At 43.0% G+C, this 17,710-nt stretch carries 20 protein-coding genes and 1 pseudogene; 13 read left to right on the forward strand and 8 right to left on the reverse strand.

The genetic code is table 11. The features are described from left to right. Positions 1 to 250: 250 nt before the first annotated feature. Entirely contained in the window at positions 251 to 1,102 is an 852-nt protein-coding gene (locus Q8P28_07575) for an NAD(+)/NADH kinase (protein MDP2682649.1), read from the forward strand. A gap of 4 nt (positions 1,103 to 1,106) precedes the next feature. Further along, a complete protein-coding gene (gene recN, locus Q8P28_07580) occupies positions 1,107 to 2,792 on the forward strand; it encodes a DNA repair protein RecN (protein ID MDP2682650.1) in 1,686 nt (561 codons plus the stop codon). 30 nt (positions 2,793 to 2,822) lie between these two features. Here the strand turns inward: recN and Q8P28_07585 are convergent, their stop codons facing one another. From Q8P28_07585 to Q8P28_07615, 7 genes are all read right to left on the reverse strand, one after another. Next, positions 2,823 to 3,248, reverse strand: coding sequence for a putative toxin-antitoxin system toxin component, PIN family (locus tag Q8P28_07585; GenBank protein ID MDP2682651.1), 426 nt, complete (start codon positions 3,246 to 3,248; stop codon positions 2,823 to 2,825). Beyond that, the gene (locus Q8P28_07590) at positions 3,245 to 3,532 is read right to left on the reverse strand and encodes a type II toxin-antitoxin system Phd/YefM family antitoxin (GenBank protein MDP2682652.1); all 288 of its coding nucleotides are present in this window, start codon (positions 3,530 to 3,532) and stop codon (positions 3,245 to 3,247) included. Before Q8P28_07590 ends, Q8P28_07585 begins: the two co-directional genes overlap by 4 nt. A 286-nt stretch (positions 3,533 to 3,818) precedes the next feature. Next, complete coding sequence (locus Q8P28_07595) at positions 3,819 to 4,145, reverse strand: hypothetical protein (GenBank protein ID MDP2682653.1); 327 nt, start codon at positions 4,143 to 4,145, stop codon at positions 3,819 to 3,821. A gap of 63 nt (positions 4,146 to 4,208) precedes the next feature. Continuing rightward, entirely contained in the window at positions 4,209 to 4,973 is a 765-nt protein-coding gene (locus tag Q8P28_07600; protein MDP2682654.1) for a hypothetical protein, read from the reverse strand. 141 nt (positions 4,974 to 5,114) lie between these two features. Further along, positions 5,115 to 5,321, reverse strand: a complete 207-nt coding sequence (locus tag Q8P28_07605) for a type II toxin-antitoxin system Phd/YefM family antitoxin (protein MDP2682655.1) — start codon at positions 5,319 to 5,321, stop codon at positions 5,115 to 5,117. A gap of 195 nt (positions 5,322 to 5,516) precedes the next feature. Continuing rightward, positions 5,517 to 5,750 carry a type II toxin-antitoxin system CcdA family antitoxin gene (locus Q8P28_07610; protein ID MDP2682656.1) on the reverse strand — a complete coding sequence of 78 codons (234 nt, stop codon included), beginning with the start codon at positions 5,748 to 5,750 and terminating at the stop codon, positions 5,517 to 5,519. Positions 5,751 to 5,865: 115 nt separating this feature from the next. Then, complete coding sequence (locus tag Q8P28_07615) at positions 5,866 to 7,029, reverse strand: MFS transporter (protein MDP2682657.1); 1,164 nt, start codon at positions 7,027 to 7,029, stop codon at positions 5,866 to 5,868. 183 nt (positions 7,030 to 7,212) lie between these two features. On the opposite strand from Q8P28_07615, the gene acs reads away from it, so the two are divergent. The 7 genes and pseudogenes from acs to Q8P28_07650 all read left to right on the forward strand — a co-directional run bounded on the left by acs (position 7,213) and on the right by Q8P28_07650 (position 13,672). Beyond that, a complete protein-coding gene (gene acs / locus Q8P28_07620) occupies positions 7,213 to 9,135 on the forward strand; it encodes an acetate--CoA ligase (GenBank protein MDP2682658.1) in 1,923 nt (640 codons plus the stop codon). A gap of 49 nt (positions 9,136 to 9,184) precedes the next feature. Next, on the forward strand, positions 9,185 to 9,796 hold the full coding sequence (locus Q8P28_07625; GenBank protein ID MDP2682659.1) for a hypothetical protein: 612 nt from the start codon (positions 9,185 to 9,187) through the stop codon (positions 9,794 to 9,796). Positions 9,797 to 9,901: 105 nt separating this feature from the next. Then, positions 9,902 to 11,089 carry a tetratricopeptide repeat protein gene (locus Q8P28_07630; protein MDP2682660.1) on the forward strand — a complete coding sequence of 396 codons (1,188 nt, stop codon included), beginning with the start codon at positions 9,902 to 9,904 and terminating at the stop codon, positions 11,087 to 11,089. Between the two features lie 5 nt (positions 11,090 to 11,094). Then, the gene (locus Q8P28_07635; GenBank protein MDP2682661.1) at positions 11,095 to 11,898 is read left to right on the forward strand and encodes a hypothetical protein; all 804 of its coding nucleotides are present in this window, start codon (positions 11,095 to 11,097) and stop codon (positions 11,896 to 11,898) included. A 165-nt stretch (positions 11,899 to 12,063) separates the two neighbouring features. Further along, complete coding sequence (locus Q8P28_07640; protein MDP2682662.1) at positions 12,064 to 12,279, forward strand: type II toxin-antitoxin system HicB family antitoxin; 216 nt, start codon at positions 12,064 to 12,066, stop codon at positions 12,277 to 12,279. Continuing rightward, positions 12,272 to 12,427: pseudogene (locus Q8P28_07645) on the forward strand (type II toxin-antitoxin system HicA family toxin). The gene Q8P28_07640 and the pseudogene Q8P28_07645 overlap by 8 nt, the downstream one beginning before the upstream one ends. 48 nt (positions 12,428 to 12,475) lie before the next feature. Further along, positions 12,476 to 13,672 carry a tetratricopeptide repeat protein gene (locus Q8P28_07650; protein MDP2682663.1) on the forward strand — a complete coding sequence of 399 codons (1,197 nt, stop codon included), beginning with the start codon at positions 12,476 to 12,478 and terminating at the stop codon, positions 13,670 to 13,672. A 60-nt stretch (positions 13,673 to 13,732) separates the two neighbouring features. Here Q8P28_07650 and Q8P28_07655 read toward each other — a convergent pair whose 3' ends face one another. Further along, positions 13,733 to 14,182: a hypothetical protein gene (locus Q8P28_07655; protein ID MDP2682664.1), complete on the reverse strand. Its 450-nt coding sequence runs from the start codon at positions 14,180 to 14,182 to the stop codon at positions 13,733 to 13,735. A gap of 236 nt (positions 14,183 to 14,418) precedes the next feature. Between Q8P28_07655 and Q8P28_07660 the strand changes: the two genes are divergently transcribed. The 4 genes from Q8P28_07660 to Q8P28_07675 all read left to right on the forward strand — a co-directional run bounded on the left by Q8P28_07660 (position 14,419) and on the right by Q8P28_07675 (position 17,647). After that, positions 14,419 to 15,120 carry an acetate--CoA ligase family protein gene (locus tag Q8P28_07660; protein MDP2682665.1) on the forward strand — a complete coding sequence of 234 codons (702 nt, stop codon included), beginning with the start codon at positions 14,419 to 14,421 and terminating at the stop codon, positions 15,118 to 15,120. After that, positions 15,117 to 16,196 (forward strand): threonine-phosphate decarboxylase CobD, encoded by a 1,080-nt coding sequence (gene cobD / locus Q8P28_07665; protein MDP2682666.1) that lies wholly within the window; start codon positions 15,117 to 15,119, stop codon positions 16,194 to 16,196. The genes Q8P28_07660 and cobD overlap by 4 nt, the downstream gene beginning before the upstream one ends. A gap of 101 nt (positions 16,197 to 16,297) precedes the next feature. After that, positions 16,298 to 16,537 (forward strand): hypothetical protein, encoded by a 240-nt coding sequence (locus Q8P28_07670; GenBank protein ID MDP2682667.1) that lies wholly within the window; start codon positions 16,298 to 16,300, stop codon positions 16,535 to 16,537. 66 nt (positions 16,538 to 16,603) lie between these two features. Next, a complete protein-coding gene (locus Q8P28_07675) occupies positions 16,604 to 17,647 on the forward strand; it encodes an NHL repeat-containing protein (protein MDP2682668.1) in 1,044 nt (347 codons plus the stop codon). The last annotated feature ends 63 nt before the right edge of the window (positions 17,648 to 17,710 follow it).

A 17,710-nucleotide genomic window follows, 5' to 3' on the forward strand; every position in this document is an offset into this window, starting at 1 on the left:
GGAGAAGGACAAGACCTATGGGTGTGTTCAGCGACAGAACGAGTATGGAAAGAATACTGTATGCTGTATTTACCTATGAAAACAAAAAGGAGGGAACTAATACCCCTTTCTTACTGACACATAATAATTGACATTACCTAATAAAATTTATTTGGAATAATGCGGTCTTTTGTGGTAAATAGCAGATTATATTTTAGAGATTCGTAATTCTTAATTATATTTCCGTAATCACAATTGCAAAGGAGAGAAAATGAAAAGAATAGCCGTTATTGCAAAGCTCACCAAACCGGAGGCTGTCAAGGTAAGCCAGGATGTTATAAAGTGGCTTATTGAGCGGGGCATGGAAGTTTATCTGGATACCGAACTTGGCGGCAGACTGAACTGGTCAAAAAGCTATTCCAGGACGGAGCTCCCGGGGCTTGTGGAACTTATGGTGGTCCTGGGCGGAGACGGGACAATGCTCTATACAGCCAGGTTAATCGGAGAGAAAAAGGTTCCGATCCTTGGAGTGAACCTTGGAGGACTTGGTTTTCTTACAGCCATTACAATGGAAGAGATTTATACTGTGCTGGAAAGGGTTATAAGGGATGACTTTGAGACAGAAGAGAGGATGATGCTTAATATAGAGATACACAGGGACGGTGGAAAGGCGTCAAAATATATTGTTCTGAATGATATGGTTATAAAGGGGCAGTTGGCAAGGCTTATCAGCCTTGAGACCCGTATAAATAAAGAATATGTTACAACCTACAGGGCAGACGGCATTATTGTGGCCACACCGACCGGTTCAACCGGATATTCCCTTTCAGCAGGCGGGCCAATCCTTTATCCCACCATCCACTCTATTATTGTGGCTCCGATATGTCCGTTTACACTGACCAACCGGTCTGTTGTTATACCCGACTGGATGACCGTTGAGATACTGCTCAAGGCTGACCAGGGCAATGTCTTTCTGACGATGGACGGTCAGGTTGACCTTCCTCTCAAAGGAGGGGATGTTGTGGAGGCAAAGAGGGCTGAGGCAAGCACCTATCTTGTAAAATGCCCCGGCAAAAGCTATTTTGATATTTTGAGGGAAAGGCTGATGTGGGGAGGGAAGTAGGTGGATGTTATTACAACTCAACATAAAAGACTTTGCAATAATTGATAACCTGCAGATAACGTTTGGCAAAGGATTAAATATACTTACAGGCGAGACAGGCGCGGGCAAGTCAATAATAGTTGATGCGGTTAAACTTATCCTTGGAGACAGGGCCTCTCTGGATGATATAAGGTCGTCAAAGGACGAGGCGGTTGTGGAGGCAATGTTTGATATATCATCACTTAAAGATATAGCGGAGCTGATGGAAACAACAGGGCTTCCAAATGAAGAAAATATTATAATACGGCGCGTCATATCCCGCTCAGGCAAGAACAGGACGTTTATAAACAACAGCATGGCAAACCTGACACTCTTGCAGGAGATAGGAAGCCGCATCATAGATATATACGGCCAGCATGACCACCAGTCTTTAACAAGACCGGAAGAGCATATTGATATTCTGGATAATTTTGGCGGCCTCATGCCTCTCAGACAAGAATATATCAATGCTTATACGGAATATGTCTCAATCAAAAAAGAATTAGATAGTCTTATGGCAGATAATGAGAAGCTTGTTGAAAGACAGGATTTTTTGAGTTTTCAGTCAAGAGAGATAGAGGCGGCAGGGCTTAAAACAGGAGAGGACGCGGAACTCAAAAAAGAAAAAGAAATACTTGCAAACGCTGAAAAAATCTTTGATGCAGCCCACAGCGGCCATGATATTTTATACGCATCAGGCGGCTCCGTGTTAGAGAGGATCGGCCATGTGCTGAACAGATTAAAGGATGTGTCAAGGATTGATGAAAGGCTTAATCCGACACTGCAAACCCTTGAGACCGCTGTCTGCCAGCTTGAGGATGCCGCATCATTTTTGAGGGATTACAGCCAGGAAATGAGCTTTGAGCCGGGCAGGCTTGAAGAGGCGGATAACAGACTTGACGCTATAAACAAACTTAAAAAAAAGTACGGACAGACCATTGAACTCATCCTTCAAAAGAAGAAAGAGATAGATAAGGAATTGGACGGCATTGGACATCACGATGAGAAGATAGCGGAACTGAAAAAGACCATAGACGGCTCAAGCGCAAAAGCAGTTGCCCTTGCGAAAAAACTGTCGGATAAAAGAATTGACGCAGCCAGGATATTAAAGAAAAAGATGGAGCAGGAGTTGTCTGACCTCGGCATGAAAAAAACAGTATTTGAGGTCAGGATAAAGGGAGACGTCGACGGAGCCGGCAGCTTTAATCTGGGCGAAAACGGCATGGACAGGCTTGAATTTTTTATATCCCCTAATGTTGGCGAAGAGCCGAAACCCCTTGCAAAGATCGCGTCAGGCGGAGAGCTTTCAAGGATTATGCTTGCAATAAAAAGGATCGCTGCAACCGGGAAAATACCTGTCCTGATATTTGACGAGGTGGACGCCGGCATAGGCGGCGGCACAGCAGAGGTTGTTGGAAAAAAATTAAAAGAGGTGTCAAAAAACCACCAGGTGCTTTGTATTACCCACCTGCCGCAGATTGCTGCTTATGCCGATAAACACTATTCTGTTGCAAAAGAGGTCAGGGCAGGCAGGACATCCGCATCAATAAAGGAGCTTAAAAACGAAGAGCGGGTTTCTGAAATCTCCCGCATGCTCGGCGGGGTTAAGATAACAGACAGGACAAGGGAGCATGCAAGGGAAATGCTGGAGAATGCGAGGGGAGGGGTGTAGCCGGGGTGAAATGTATGGTTTAGCATTATATTATGTGCTTTTCTGTCTTTGCCGTTTACTGTAAAAAATAATAAACTCATTTGGAGAAAGAACTTTAATCCCCTGACACAGTTTGACAGGAAAATGGGATTTATTTCCTGTAACAATACATGCTGCCCGTCCTGCAATGGCTACCTCAAGGAATGGCTCATCATCATGGTCTGGTAGAGAATGAGGCAGCGGTAAGGAAGCTATTGTTTCTCCGCTGTGTTCTATATATTCGAGGAGAGCAGCAACATTGTCTTTGTTGAACCCGAACTTTGGTCGGTGAAGGACCTCGTTATATTCAGCTAAAACACGGGCGTCAAGACACAAGGTCAGTTTACCAGATGAAATCATTCGCACAATTTCAGCGCATCGACCAAATGGTGACAGAAGACCGGCAACAAGAACATTGGTATCAACAACAACTTTCATTTAACCCGCTTTTTACGAACTGATTTGATTTCGGTGTCAATTTCATCCATAGTAATTCTGCCAGTCCCCTGCTCCACTGAGCGGCGCTGAAGACTTGCTACCGCTTCAACTGCACGCGCCTGCCGGAATGCTGCAAGCGATTCTTCAAGATTTGATTCGCTTATAGCCGCAAGAATGGCTATGGGCCGACCGTTGCTGGTAACAATCATTTCCCTTTCAGCAGAAAGGGCCTTCCAGAGCTGGGCCGACTTGCCTCGTAAATCACGGACACTTACGAATTTCATAGTTTTATCCTCCAATCGTGTGCAATATTGTATACACAATTGTCACTCAATTGTCAATCTAAAAATAAGGATTGATTAAGTAAGTAGGTTGGGTTGCGTTTTTCAACCCAACGATTTATTGCAATGGTTTGTTGGGTTTCGCAAAGCTCAACCCAACCTACACGACTTTCGCGTATGCTCGGCGGAGTGAAAATTACGAGCAAGACAAGGGAGCATGCAATAGAGATGCTGGAGAATGCGAGGGAAGGGGTGTAGGAAATAAATCTGTTGTCCCCTGTTTCCTTTATTACGAAATTTTCGGGCTAATGGGTGGTCTGCTCAATGGCTCTAATATCACCCTGTTTCCAATAATAATTATTTGAGTCTTGAAGATAAGAATACCTTTACTCACTATCCCCATATGCACAAAAGAATCAGTTCTGTATTCTATAAAATGATCGAGCCCTATATCTTTACTGTGCCCGGTCGAGGGATAGGACAGTCTGATATGGTTGTCTGTAACATCTTCAACGAACCAAAGATCGGGTAAAGCTACATTAGCACGAATTTCTATTTTCGGTGCTGGGTGAACTCTTACCCAACCCCTTAGTGTTTTAAGTTTCTTTTTGTTCATATCATTCTTCTATATCGATGCAAGCTAACCGGCCGCCGCCGGCGGTCCGTGTTGAGCGCAGGGCTAGGCTTCGGGACGCCTCGCACCGAAATCTCTGCCTGATGCTTCTTGAAACTTGAAGCTGAATTTCAAGAGGGCGTCCACGAGTGGGCCATCGCCGAACGCTTTTCCAATTACCGTGGCGCTAAGAAGACCGCGGTAATAGTAGTTCCAGATGTCGTACTCGTACTCCTCAATGCGTGGCGTTCCCAACATACCCGACAGTTGAAATCGCGGTGGCGTTCCGTCGCACATTTCCATTATGTGGGGTGAGGCCGCGTGGACGAACCCAGAGTAAACCTTACTAATGGTCTTCGACACAGCAATATCGCGCGAAGGATTAGAAGACCCCCCCACGATCCGAGAGATGTAAGCACGGATCTTCCTCCGAGGAACCATTTCGCGGTCTGAATGAGACCCCACCGGATCAGAAGGGTTGTCGAACTCTTCGGCAAAGAATGCCTTCAAATATCTTTGGTGTAGGTCTGTAATCTTGTCGTTAGTAATGGCGATCGCCAGAAAGAAAATGTCCTCGTGCAGTTCATCAAGGGTACGCTGCAGGATACCCTGTTCTTGAATGAATCCGTGATCAAGGAGCAATTGAGCGGCATGAAGTGTGCTTATGTAGCGAGCGAGCTTTTGGATCAAAGCCTGCTCGATTGATTGCTCGCGATAGCGCAATAGGAGGTGACCCTTCACGCGTTTCAGTTTCGGGGCCTGAACCATTTGCTCGAGATGGCGGAAGGCTTTCTCAAGGACGGCAAGCGTTTGGCGCGCGAGATCGTTCATGCTTCAAAGCCTAACATTCTTTTTTATGTCTACATACATCTTTTAGTGAATTTTAGGTCAACTTATGCGGAGAGTCAAGGAGAAAACTGCATAAACTATTTTCCTCTGCTTATACCAGACAAAACAAAAGCCAACAAGCCCTTAAGCGGGTTCAAGTTTGTAACTTGAACCCAAATAGTTCGTATAAAGGTAATCACGAAATTCAGGGAGCAGGTTACAAACCTGCTCCCGCAAGAGAATGGCTATGGGCCGACCGTTGCTGGTAACAATCATTTCCCTTTCAGCAGAAAGGGTCTTCCAGAGCTGGGCCGACTTGCCTCGTAAATCACGGACACTTACGAATTTCATAGTTTTATCCTCCAATCGTGTGCGATATTGTATACACAATTGTCACTCAATTGTCAATCTGAAAATAAGGATTGATTAAGAAGAAAGGATATTTAAGAGTATCTGGAGTAGAAGCAGACAATTTCAGGGGAAGTAGAAATAGGTGGTTCGTTAGAAGATTAACAAAAATATGGGAGTGTCTCTTGCTTCGGTGTATCAATCAGCACGGTTTGCATACTTTCTGCTCTCCTCTTTTCTTAACTCATTTTCAATCTCAATACTCTCCTTATCTCTTTTTTGCCATTTGCCAAAAGAAGATACAGCCTTGTTAACCCGTCTCTTTCTTAAGTATTCTTTAAGCGCCTCTGATACCAATAGACTAAAGTTGCCGGCAGTCTTTTTGGCTTCTGTGTAAATATCTTCAGGGATTGATATAGTGGTCTTTATCATATAGGCACCTCCGCATAGGGTATTATCATATGGTATTACCAGATAGCATGTCAATAAAAAAGCCTCAAGGCTGGGGAAAACCCTGAGGCTGTAAGGGAAAAAGGGGCAGCAGCCTCTATTTTTTCCTCATGCTAAACAGGATAAACGCCAACAAGCCCGTTACTGTCCCGTAAAGGAAAGCCGCCTCAGGCCCAATCTTATCCCATAAAGCCCCTGCAACAATGCTTGCAGGCAGAAGGGCGATGCCGACTGCCATGTGATAAATGCCGAATGCAGTAGCCTTTCTTTCAGGCGGCGCAATGCTCGCCAGATATGCCCTCTGCGTGCCTTCGCTCATCCCCTTGAACAGGCCATATAAAATGAACAGGGCTATTATATGCAGTTTGCCAGTCGCAAAGGCGAGCCCCGCATATATGCCTGAATAGAATATAAAACTGAAGGCCACCATCTTTCTTGTCCCTATTTTATCCGCCAGGATTCCCATCGGCATTGAAGATATGGAATATATCAGGTTGAAAGCAAGATAGACTACAGGGATAAATTCCTTTGGAATGCCCAGACTCTCTGCCCTGAGTATCAAAAACGCATCGCTTGAATTGCCGATGGAGAAGACGGTTATTACAAGGATGTAGCGCCTGAAATCGCCGTTAAAGTCTTTGAATGTAAGCTTTGGAAGTTTTGCTCCTTCTCTCGCATGTCTTTTCTCAGTTATAAAAAAGATTATCAGACAAACAGCGATTATGCCCGGTATTAAAGAAAGCCAAAACACCAGCCTGAAGTTATTCATAAACATGGCAAGGACAAAGAATGCGATGCCGGGGCCTATTACCGCGCCAAGGGTGTCCATTGACCTGTGAAATCCGAATGCCTTGCCGAGGTTATTATTTTCTACTGAATCTGCTATTATTGCGTCCCTCGGCGCAGTGCGGACGCCTTTGCCGAACCTGTCAACAAATCTGGCTGCGAGCACATCTGTCCAGTTTCCGGCAGTTGCCATTATGGGCCTGCTCAGAACAGAGACGCCGTATCCGATACCCATGAGGAGTTTTCTCTTGCCAAGCCTGTCCGAAAGCCAGCCTGAAAATATCTTCAATATGCTCGCTGTTGATTCCGCAATTCCTTCTATAATGCCTATGGTTGACTTGCTTGCGCCGAGGACAGTTGTAAGAAATATCGGGAGGATGGGATAAATCATCTCAGATGATATATCCATGAAAAGGCTTACAAGCCCTGCTGCGAAGACATTCTTTGGAAAGCCGAAGATTTTTTTGTCTGACATAACAATAATTTTTAACCAATTTTTGAGATTATTGCAACTGATAATCCGCATTTACCAAAAGCAAAAAGCATATATCAAGTAAACACAAGGCATGATATAACAGTAAGCAAAATCAAATCAAGAAGGAGACCCTTAAGGGGAGAGGGTTGTGGGTGAGGGGGGAAATAAATATAGGAGGTTCTTATGGCAGACGAACATGTTGAGAGTATGCTGAAGGTTGAAGAGGTATTTAAGCCTTCAAAAGAGATTATAGAAAAGGCATGGGTTAATGACTATGAAAAGACCTATAAACACGCGCTTGAAGACCCGGAGGGTTTCTGGGGTGAAATAGCAAAAGAACTTGAATGGTTTCTTCCGTGGAAAAAGGTTTTGAAGTGGGAGCAGCCATGGATGGGCGGGGCGTCATGGTTTGCCGGCGCAAGGTGCAATATTACATACAACTGTCTTGACCGGCATGTAAAGACATGGAGGCGGGATAAGGCGGCGATAATCTGGGTAGGAGAAGACGGATCTGAAAGGGTTATTACATACAATGAATTATTGAGGGAGGTAAATAAGGCGGCAAATATGCTCAAGTCCCTTGGTGTTGGGAAAGGCGACAGGGTTACTATTTATATGCCGCGTATTCCTGAGCAGATTATATCCATGCTTGCGTGCGCAAGGATTGGCGCTGTGCACAGCCTTGTATATTCAGGCTTCAGCGCAACGGCGCTGCAGAGCAGGATCCACGATGCCGAATCAAAGGTTGTTATAACCGCTGACTGCGGTTATCAAAGGGCAAAGTGCATTCAGTTAAAAAAGATTGTTGATGATGCGGTTAAAGACTGCCCATCAGTATCAAATGTGGTTGTTGTGAGACGCTCAGAGCCGAATCCCCCCTCACCCCCCTTTGAAAAAGGGGGGACGGGGGGGATTTATATTGACTGGCACGAAGCAATGGCAAAGGCATCTCAAAAATTTGAGGCTGTGGAGATGGATGCGGAAGATCCGTTATTTACGCTTTATACCTCAGGCACAACAGGCAAGCCAAAAGGAGTTTTGCATGTCCACGGCGGCTATATGGTGGGGACATACATAACAACAAAATGGGTCTTTGATTTAAAGGACGAGGACATCATGTTCTGCACAGCAGACCCGGGCTGGATTACAGGACACAGTTATATTGTTTACGGCCCGCTTTTAAACGGAGCGACAATCCTTTTTCCAGAAGGTGCGCCTGATTTCCCTAATCCCGGCAGGTGGTGGGGGTTGATAGAGAAATACAAAGTCAATATATTTTATACAACACCAACAGCAGTAAGGCTTCTTATGAAATACGGCGATGACTGGCCGCAGAAGTATGATCTCTCAAGCCTTAAAATTCTTGGCTCTGTGGGAGAACCGATAAATCCGGAGGCGTGGCTCTGGTATAGAAAGGCTACAGGCAACAGGCTTCCCATAATGGATACATGGTGGCAGACAGAGACAGGCATGATACTCATTACGCCGCTGCCTTGTATGGCGCTGAAACCAGGTTCTGCGGCAAGGCCGTTTCCGGGTGTAGTCCCTGAGATTGTTGATAGGGACGGCAAGCCATTGGGGGCAAACACAGGCGGTTTTCTTACCATCAAAAGGCCGTGGCCTGCAATGATGAAGACGATTTATAAAGACCCGGAGAGATACAGCCAGTATTGGAAGACAATCAACAATGTCTATCTCGCAGGAGATATGGCAAGACAGGACGAGGACGGCTATTTCTTTTTCATGGGAAGGTCTGATGATGTTATAAAGGTATCTGGTTACAGACTTGGCACAGCAGAGATAGAGAGCGCTATTGTCTCGCATCAGTCAGTTGCTGAGGCTGCGTGCATAGGAAAACCAGATGCGCTCAAAGGCGAGATAATTAAGGCATTTGTGATATTAAAGCAGGGCTACGAGCCGTCAGATTTACTACTTGATGAGATTAAAAAACAGGTGAGAAAAGAACTTGGTCCCATTGCCATCCCATCTGAAATTGAATTTACCGAATGGCTGCCAAAGACAAGGAGCGGCAAGATAATGCGGAGGGTGCTGAAGGCAAAGGAACTTGGAGTTGAGCCAGGTGATGTGTCAACGCTTGAGGAGTAGGTAGTTGACGCTGAAAAACTTTCATCTGCTATAGAGGAAGAAGGTAATTATGAAAGCCAATGATAGCACAGGCTTAATGGACAGGCAGGATGCCTGCCCTACTGGTAGCACAGGCTTCCAGCCTGTGAAATATTTTCAGATTTACAAAAGGAATCTCCCTCACTGGCAATCACCCGGAAGCGTGTATTTTATTACCTTTAGAACATTCAAAAATATTACGCTTTCAGAAGATGCCAGAGATGTTGTTTTAAACTCTATTCTGTTCTGGAAGGGCAAGAAATTTAGCTTATATGGGGCAATAGTAATGCCAGACCATGCACATTTAATCCTCCAACCTTTGGAGAAGAAAGGCACAGACAAGATGTCTGTGCCACCAAACAAAACTGGTAGCACAGGCTTCCAGCCTGTGACTTCTTACTATAGTCTTGCAGAGATCCTTCATAGCATCAAGAGTTATTCAGCAAGCAAGGTCAATAAACTACTTGGGGAATCAGGGTCTCTATGGCTGGATGAAAATTTCGACAGGATTGTGAGGGATGAGGGCGAATTATTAGAGAAAATGAACTACATTACGAATAATCCGGTAAAGGTCGGGTTGGTAAACAAGGCTGTAGAATACAAATGGCTATATCTGGAAGGTATGCAGAAAAACAGTAAATAATGGGATTAAGTTTTTCTGTGGGACAGGCTTCTGGTAGCACAGGCTTCCAGGCTGTGTCAACACAGGCAGAGATGCCTGTGCCACCAAGAAAGAAAGGAGTTACTTATGAAACACATCCCTACAATTATCATTGTTATTATCTTATTTTTGCCCTTGTATGTCTCGGCGCAAACAAAAGAAATTATTTCAGAAGGCACATACAATATGGGCGATGGGGAGACGCCGAGTGTTGCTGAAAGCAGGGCGTTATTGCAGGCAAAGAGGACTGCCCTTGAACAGGCAGGGACTTATGTAGAGAGTTATTCAAAGGTAATAAATCTAAAGTTGACTGAGGATGAGATACAGGTTCTTGCATCGGGTTTGATGGAGGTGGAGATACTTGATAAAAAAAGGACTGTTATCGGAGACGGCATTCACTTCTGGGTAAAAATCAAGTCAAAGGTCAATCCTGATAAGATTCAGGATCTCGCAAAAAGGGTAAAAGAAAAAGATGTCATAGAGGATTACAAAAAGATTCAGGAGGCTTATGGTAAGAGCCAGAAGGATATTGAGGAATTAAAGAAAGAGTTAGCAGAGGCAAAGGGTGTAAAGGAAAGGAAACTGGTTGAGGCAAAGATTACAGATGAAGAAAGGCTATTTCAGGCAAATGCTTGGTTTGCTAAGGGTTATAAACACGGTATAAACAATGAATGGGATGCAGCAATAGAGGCATTTGCTTCTGCAATTGCTCTAAATCCGAGTTATGCTGAAGCTTATGGCAATCTTGGGGTTGCTTATGCCAATAAAGGGCAATTTGACAAAGCTATTGAGAACTACAATAAGTCAATTGCTCTAAATCCGAGTTATGCTGAAGCTTATAACAATCTTGGGGCTGCTTATAGTGATAAAGGGCAAATTGACAGGGCTATTGAGAACTTAAATAAGGCAATTGCCTTGAATCCGAATTATGTTGATGCCTATGTCAATCTTGGGATGACTTATAGAGAGAAAGGACAACTTGACAGGGCAATAGAGAACTTCAGTAAGGCAATTGCGCTGAATCCTAATTATGACAAAGCCTATTTCAATCGTGGGCTTGCTTATGCCAATAAAAGAGATATGGGGAGTGCAATCTCTAATTTTCAAAAGGCAATTATTTTGAATCCGAATAATGCTTTTACCTATATCATGCTTGCGGTTACGTATGATATTGAAGGTGATATGGGGAGTGCAATCTCTAATTTGCAAAAGGCATGTGATTTGGGAAATCAAACGGGGTGCGAGAATTTGCGTAAGGCTTTAAAAAAGAGATAGATAATATGATTGAATCAGAAATATTTAGTTCAGGTTGCAAACCTGAACCAACAAAGGCAATGGACGCTAACGCCATGAAGCGCTGGGCTATTTATATTGATATAGAAGGTTTTTCGAATATTTTTACGGTTGATAGCACCAAAGCAATTAATTTGCTTGGTATTCTTATGAAATTTTTATATGAGATTGGGAATAAAGTTTATCCAAATCACTCAGAGCGATTATTTATCCATCAATTTGGCGACGGATTCCTTATAGTTTCGGACTTTCCAGAAAAAAGTCTGGGAAGACCTATTGCAATTACTGTTGCATTAATGCAAATTTTACTGTGTCACGATGGGGTTGCAAGAGCAGGAATATCTGACGGTGATTACGGAGATTATAAAAGATGTTATCAATTTTTTTTGGGAGAAGGCATAGGAATTGAAGATGGTGTTATCAGACCTGGTTTCGGAATAATGACCATTATGCCAACTATGGGAGAAGCTTTGATTAAATCTTACAAGATTCAAAATAATAAGAAAAGCGGGCCATTGTTACTTATTGACCCTAAACTTAAAGATTATCTACCAACGGATAACATCGTCTATTGTGAGAAAAACAATGAATTAATAGTGGAGGTCAACTGGATTTATTCTAATCCACCCATAGCAAATAAAATATTTTCTCAAATCGGTATCAATGCTCCATTGCCTGCAAATCTTGTGGAAAAATTGAAAACTTATATAGAAAGAAATAAAAGTACACTTACTGAGGATTGGAAAAAGAACGCCTTGATATTAATTTCAGCAAAGAGCAAAGTATGGTAGAGAAAATCAAGGAACGCTTCCCACATTTCTTGACACAAAAACTGTTATAACCCCTTAATCACCCCGTGCCCCAGAAATAGAAAACAATATAGGCAAGGGGTTAAAGATTTGATAAAAAAGGTGAATTCATCTAAAATGTAGCAAACACAAATAGGGAGGTCATCAATGAAACTTACGGCAATTATTGAACGCGAAGGTGATGGATACGTATCACTGTGCCCGGAGTTAGATATCGCAAGCCAAGGTGATAGTATAGAGCAGGCGCGGGACAACCTTCGGGAAGCGCTGGAACTGTTTTTTGAGACAGCATCGCCCGAAGAGCTAAAACAACGACTTCATGACGATATTTTTGTAACTCATGTTGAGGTGGCAGTTGGGTAAACTCCGTGTTCTTTCCGGCAAAGAGGTTTGCGTTATCCTTGCCAAACACGGTTTTCTTGAAGTGCGTAGGCGCGGCAGCCACATCGTAATGCAAAAGAAACTGTCCAAAGGGACGGTTACAGTCCCAGTTCCAGATCACTCGGATTTAGGCTGAAATAATATCGCTTATAGTAATGTCATGGAAAGGGAGGGTCTTATGGAAAAATACGTTTTTGCAATCCTTGTTTCTCTTTTCTTATTTTATCCATCACAGGGTTTTGCAGAAGTTAAAGAGATTGTATCAGAAGGCACATACAACATGGGTGATGGAGAGACGCCGGGTGTTGCAGAAAGCAGGGCATTGCTTAATGCAAAACGGGTTGCCCTTGAGCAGGCAGGGACTTATGTAGAGAGTTATTCAAAGGTAATAAATCTCCAGTTAACAGAGGATGAGATACAGGCTCTTGCATCAGGTATTATGGAGGTGGAGATACTTGACAAGAAAAGGACGCTTATAGGGCACGGACTTAACTTCTGGGTAAAGATCAAAGCAAGGGTTTATCTTGATAAAACAGCGGAGCTCGCAAACAGGATTAAGCCTAAAGATAAATCATTTGTTGAGGACTATAAAAAGATTCAAGAGGCTTATGATAAAACTCAGAGGGATATTGAGGAATTAAAGAAGCAGTTAAAAGAGGCAATGGGTGAAAAGGAAAAGAAACAAGTAAAGGCAAAGATAGCTGATGAAGAAAGGTTGTTTCAGGCAAAAGGGTGGTTTGATAAAGGATACCAGCATGGTTTAAATAAGGAATACGATAAGGAAGTTGAGGCATATACCAATGCAATAGCATTAAACCCTAATTATGCCGATGCTTACTACAATCGTGGACTTGCCTATTATAACAAAGGACAATACGACAGGGCGATTGAGGATTATACCAGTGCAGTAGCAGTAAACCCTAATTATGCGGATGCCTACTACAATCGTGGACTTGTCTATTATAACAAAGGGCAATATGACAGGGCGATTGAGAATTATACCAATGCAATAGCCTTAAACCCTAATTATGCCGATGCCCACTACAATCGTGGACTTGCCCATTATAACAAAGGGCAATATGATATGGCGATTGAGGATTATACTTCCGCAATTGTAATAAACCCTAATTATGCCGATGCCTACTACAATCGCGGACTTGCCCATTATAACAAAGGGCAATATGATATGGCGATTGAGGATTATAATAAGGCAAGTGCATTAGACCCGAATGCTGCCGATGCCTACTACAATCGTGGACTTGCCTATCAACAGAAAGGTAATATGGGCAGGGCTACCTCTGATTATCAAAAGGCATGTGATTTGGGGTTTAAACTAGCGTGCGAGGGTTTGCAGAAGACTTTAAAAAATAGGTAGGGCTTAAGGAGGTATAGCGGAGCTCTTCAAGTAAGGCATTAATGTATATTGCTAACTTATTTATATGGTAGATTGCCCCATCCTAAAGATCTTTAGAGTTTCAGGGATGTTGTTTTTTATATCATCCAGTTGGAATGTTTGAGGCAGAAGCGTAAGCCCCCAGTCAGGGTCGAATATTCCTATCTGAAGGTTTCGATCTTTGAACACTTGAATGATAATAAATTTCTTTATAAAATATTTATCTTGCACCTCCTTGGGCATCATATGTGTGGTATTTTCTCCTTTAGGGCCAAATCTTTCTACTGCTTCGCCAGACTCAATCGGTTCAAACTTTATAGATTTAATGTATTGATCAAGTTCAGTAAATATCACCTCTTTTGGAAATATAACAATGCCGAAATTTTCTGAATTTTTATAGAGCTGATATTCATAAGCATGAGAAGAAACAGCAAAATAGGGGTTAATATTGAAGAAAAAAACGATAATTGAGGAAATAAGAAGCTTTTGCATTGTTTTATTAAACAACAAATTACTATTATATGTCAAATAAAATATAAGGCGAAGTCCGCATCTATTAGACTATAACCTTTAATCACCCCATGGCTCATGGGCAGAAGATAGTATATGCAATGGGTTGAAGGGTTAAAAGATTTGATAAAAAAGATAGATTTGTCTAAAATATGGCAAAGTATGAAAGGGGAATATTGCTGTTTGCAATTGTGGATGGGAAAGGGTAAAGTTTCATCATGACTCAGCAAGAGGCTAAAAAAATTATAACCGACGCCATTCAATCAGGCAGAAAATCCCTTCCTGAGCCAGAGGCGTTAGGCATTTTAAAGGCATGGGGAATACCTGTGCCGCAATATTTTGTTGCGAAAGATAAAAGTCTGGCAATAGGCGCTGCGAATAATATTGGTTACCCCGTTGTGCTTAAGATTCTATCAAGTGATATTATACACAAGACAGAGGCAGGCGGTGTAAAGACAGGGCTTAAGAACGATCAGGATATTGATGATGCATTTAATGAGATGATGTTTGAGATATCAGACAATTATGCAACTGCAAGGATTGAAGGTTTTTTGATAGAGAGGATGGCAGATAAGGGAGTAGAGGTGATTGTGGGAGGGGTTAGAGATGCGCAGTTTGGCCCGGCAGTAATGTTTGGGATCGGCGGCGTTATGGTAGAACTTTTAAAGGATGTTTCTTTCAGGCTTGCGCCTGTTACAAAGGTGGAATGCCTTGAGATGATAAAAGAGATAAAGGCATATCCGCTGCTTACAGGGTACAGAGGCAGCGAGCCTTGCGATATTGATGCGATTGCGGATGTGATTATAAAAGTCGGCGATATTATTAGCGAGATGGATGATATTAAGGAAATGGAGATAAATCCGCTTATCACCTATCCTGACAAGGTAATTGCCGTTGATGCAAGGGTGATATTAGTATGAATAAAACCCACGGCGGAAATATCTGGAAGATTGCGAAAGAGAATGAGCTGAGGCCTGAGGATATTGTTGATTTCAGCGCAAGCATAAATCCTCTTGGGCTTTCACCGAAGGCAGAGGCAGCCATTAAAAATGCCATCTCACTTTTAGGCCATTATCCTGAACCCGGGGCAGAGGCAATAATACATGAGCTGGCATCCTTTCATAATCTGCCTGAAGAGAATATCCTTGCAGGAAATGGCTCATCTCAATTCATATATCTAATCCCTCAGATTTTTCAGCCGAAAAAGGCGCTCTTAGTAGAGCCATGTTTCAGCGAATATAGAAATTCACTTGCAAATAGCTGCGCAATAGATTCATTCCTTTGCAAGGAAGACAATGGCTTTCTTCCTGATATAGACAAACTTTTTGCTGAGATTAAAAATGGTTATGACATTATCTATCTGGGAAACCCAGCAAACCCTGCAGGCGCCATCATTACTAAAAAGACAATCCTTGATATTGCCGCAGAATGCAAAAAATATAAAACAACCCTCATTGTTGACGAGGCGTTTATAGATTTTGTTGAACATGATTCTGTGAAGCGAGAGGCTGTCTTATTTGATAATCTTATTGTCATAAGGTCAATGACCAAGTTTTTTGCGATGCCAGGGTTAAGATTGGGCTATATCATTGCGCATGATAGGATTATAAGTAAGTTTAAGAATCTTATGCCGCCGTGGTCTGTAAATACCCTTGCCATTGCTGCCGGCATCGAAAGCCTTAGAGATAAGGATTATATAACAAAGACGAGAGAATGGCTGGCTTCTGACATGCCTTGTTTTATGGAAGGCCTTAAAACCGTGCCTTATGTTAAAACCTATCCGACAAAGGTCAATTATATGCTTGTTAAGATACTCTTCAATGATATAATCGCAGCGGATATCCAAAAACAGTTATTGAAAAACGGCATACTGATACGGGATTGCGGTGATTTTATCGGCCTTGGCAGCAGTTTTTTTAGGCTTGCGGTAAGAGAAAAAGAAGAAAATAGATTACTGATTGATTGTATAAACAAGATGTTTGTAAACTTGAAATAAAGGAGACAAATTTCGTCGCGCCTTGGTCTGCTTTGTTCTGACGCTCTGTAATGCGCATGTACTTATGACGCTGTGTACAGAAATTAGGAAGGGGGTGTAAGATGAAAGAAAGAGACAGAGAAATACGCAGGAGGCGGCGCAGAAGGGAAAAGGCAAAAAAGGAGAGGATCAGGGCATTGATAGCCAAGTCTGGAACTAACCCTAAAAAGAAACCCGCAGAGGCATTGCGCGAGGTAAAAGAGGAGAAAAAGATTATTCAAAGAAGAGCGGCGACAAAGGTTATAAAACCTACGCAAGAAGCAAAAGGGCATGCAGAGGCTGCAAAAAAGGGTGAAGAATAGGTGAAAAGATATCCGGTATTTCTTTGCTTATGTTTTATATTTTTATTTTGCATTGCAACCACCCCGATGTTCATCGGGGCTGTTCCATTTGGCATCAATAGCGGCACAGGCTCATATATTGTTGCTACTATTGCAGGCAGCGGCATAAAGGGTTTTTTTGACGGCTCTAAAGAAAAGGCGCAATTCAACTGGCCGACCGACGTGGCTATGGATGGCAAAGGGAATATCTATGTGGCGGATTTTTTAAATAACCTTATAAGAAGGATTAACAACAGTGGAGAGGTTGTAACATTTGCAGGAAGCGGTCATGGGGCATTTGCTGACGGCAAGGGGAAAGATGCGCATTTGAAAGGCCCTGATAATATCGCAATAGACGATGACGGCAATATCTATGTTGCAGACGCGGACAATTTCAGGATACGAAAGATTGCGCCTGACGGGGTTATAACAACCATTGCAGGAAGCGGCATCAGAGGCTATAGAGACGGCGAATTGAAAATTGCCATGTTTGTATATCCTACAGGCGTTGCTGTTGATAAAGGCGGCAATGTATATGTTGCGGACAGGGGAAGCCATACAATAAGAAAAATAGTGAATGGCAGACATGTTATTACTATAGCAGGCAACGGGTATCCTGCCTATGCCGATGGAAAAGGACTAAAGACGCATTTTCGTGAACCGATATCAGTGGCAGTTGACCAATCCGGGATTGTTTATGTTGCGGATTCCGGCAACAATGCCATCAGGAAGATAACGCCCGATGGTGATGTATCAACCCTTGCAGGAGGCAGCAGGCCTGGCTACAGGGATGGGAAGGGGAGAGAGGCGAGGTTTTCATGGCCGACAGGCATTGCCGTAGACGATGTTGGAAATATATATGTATGCGATTCGCACAATAACAGAATACGCAGGATAACACCCGAGGGTGTTGTAAGCACAGTAGCCGGCAGCGGCGTCCCTGGTTTTGCCGATGGTTCAGGTTATCAGGCGCAGTTCTGGTTTCCCACAGGCATAGAGGTTGACAGGATGGGCAATATCTATGTTGCGGATTCAGGCAACAACAGGATTAGAAAGATAAGCCAGGGCGGGATATTGCAGGCGATGAAATAGCGTCAAAGAGTCAGAGATTCAGAGATTTAGAAAAGCAAAGTTTTTGCTTTGACTCTTTGATAC

This window comes from Deltaproteobacteria bacterium, assembly GCA_030690165.1.
Lineage (GTDB): Bacteria > Desulfobacterota > GWC2-55-46 > UBA9637 > UBA9637 > JACRNJ01.

Coding starts and splice junctions, on each gene's coding strand:
- Q8P28_07575 (MDP2682649.1), top strand. CDS start 251: ATGAAAAGAATAGCCGTTATTGCAAAGCTCACCAAACCGGAGGCTGTC.
- recN (MDP2682650.1), top strand. CDS start 1,107: ATGTTATTACAACTCAACATAAAAGACTTTGCAATAATTGATAACCTG.
- Q8P28_07585 (MDP2682651.1), bottom strand. CDS start 3,248: ATGAAAGTTGTTGTTGATACCAATGTTCTTGTTGCCGGTCTTCTGTCA.
- Q8P28_07590 (MDP2682652.1), bottom strand. CDS start 3,532: ATGAAATTCGTAAGTGTCCGTGATTTACGAGGCAAGTCGGCCCAGCTC.
- Q8P28_07595 (MDP2682653.1), bottom strand. CDS start 4,145: ATGAACAAAAAGAAACTTAAAACACTAAGGGGTTGGGTAAGAGTTCAC.
- Q8P28_07600 (MDP2682654.1), bottom strand. CDS start 4,973: ATGAACGATCTCGCGCGCCAAACGCTTGCCGTCCTTGAGAAAGCCTTC.
- Q8P28_07605 (MDP2682655.1), bottom strand. CDS start 5,321: ATGAAATTCGTAAGTGTCCGTGATTTACGAGGCAAGTCGGCCCAGCTC.
- Q8P28_07610 (MDP2682656.1), bottom strand. CDS start 5,750: ATGATAAAGACCACTATATCAATCCCTGAAGATATTTACACAGAAGCC.
- Q8P28_07615 (MDP2682657.1), bottom strand. CDS start 7,029: ATGTCAGACAAAAAAATCTTCGGCTTTCCAAAGAATGTCTTCGCAGCA.
- acs (MDP2682658.1), top strand. CDS start 7,213: ATGGCAGACGAACATGTTGAGAGTATGCTGAAGGTTGAAGAGGTATTT.
- Q8P28_07625 (MDP2682659.1), top strand. CDS start 9,185: ATGAAAGCCAATGATAGCACAGGCTTAATGGACAGGCAGGATGCCTGC.
- Q8P28_07630 (MDP2682660.1), top strand. CDS start 9,902: ATGAAACACATCCCTACAATTATCATTGTTATTATCTTATTTTTGCCC.
- Q8P28_07635 (MDP2682661.1), top strand. CDS start 11,095: ATGATTGAATCAGAAATATTTAGTTCAGGTTGCAAACCTGAACCAACA.
- Q8P28_07640 (MDP2682662.1), top strand. CDS start 12,064: ATGAAACTTACGGCAATTATTGAACGCGAAGGTGATGGATACGTATCA.
- Q8P28_07650 (MDP2682663.1), top strand. CDS start 12,476: ATGGAAAAATACGTTTTTGCAATCCTTGTTTCTCTTTTCTTATTTTAT.
- Q8P28_07655 (MDP2682664.1), bottom strand. CDS start 14,182: ATGCAAAAGCTTCTTATTTCCTCAATTATCGTTTTTTTCTTCAATATT.
- Q8P28_07660 (MDP2682665.1), top strand. CDS start 14,419: ATGACTCAGCAAGAGGCTAAAAAAATTATAACCGACGCCATTCAATCA.
- cobD (MDP2682666.1), top strand. CDS start 15,117: ATGAATAAAACCCACGGCGGAAATATCTGGAAGATTGCGAAAGAGAAT.
- Q8P28_07670 (MDP2682667.1), top strand. CDS start 16,298: ATGAAAGAAAGAGACAGAGAAATACGCAGGAGGCGGCGCAGAAGGGAA.
- Q8P28_07675 (MDP2682668.1), top strand. CDS start 16,604: ATGTTCATCGGGGCTGTTCCATTTGGCATCAATAGCGGCACAGGCTCA.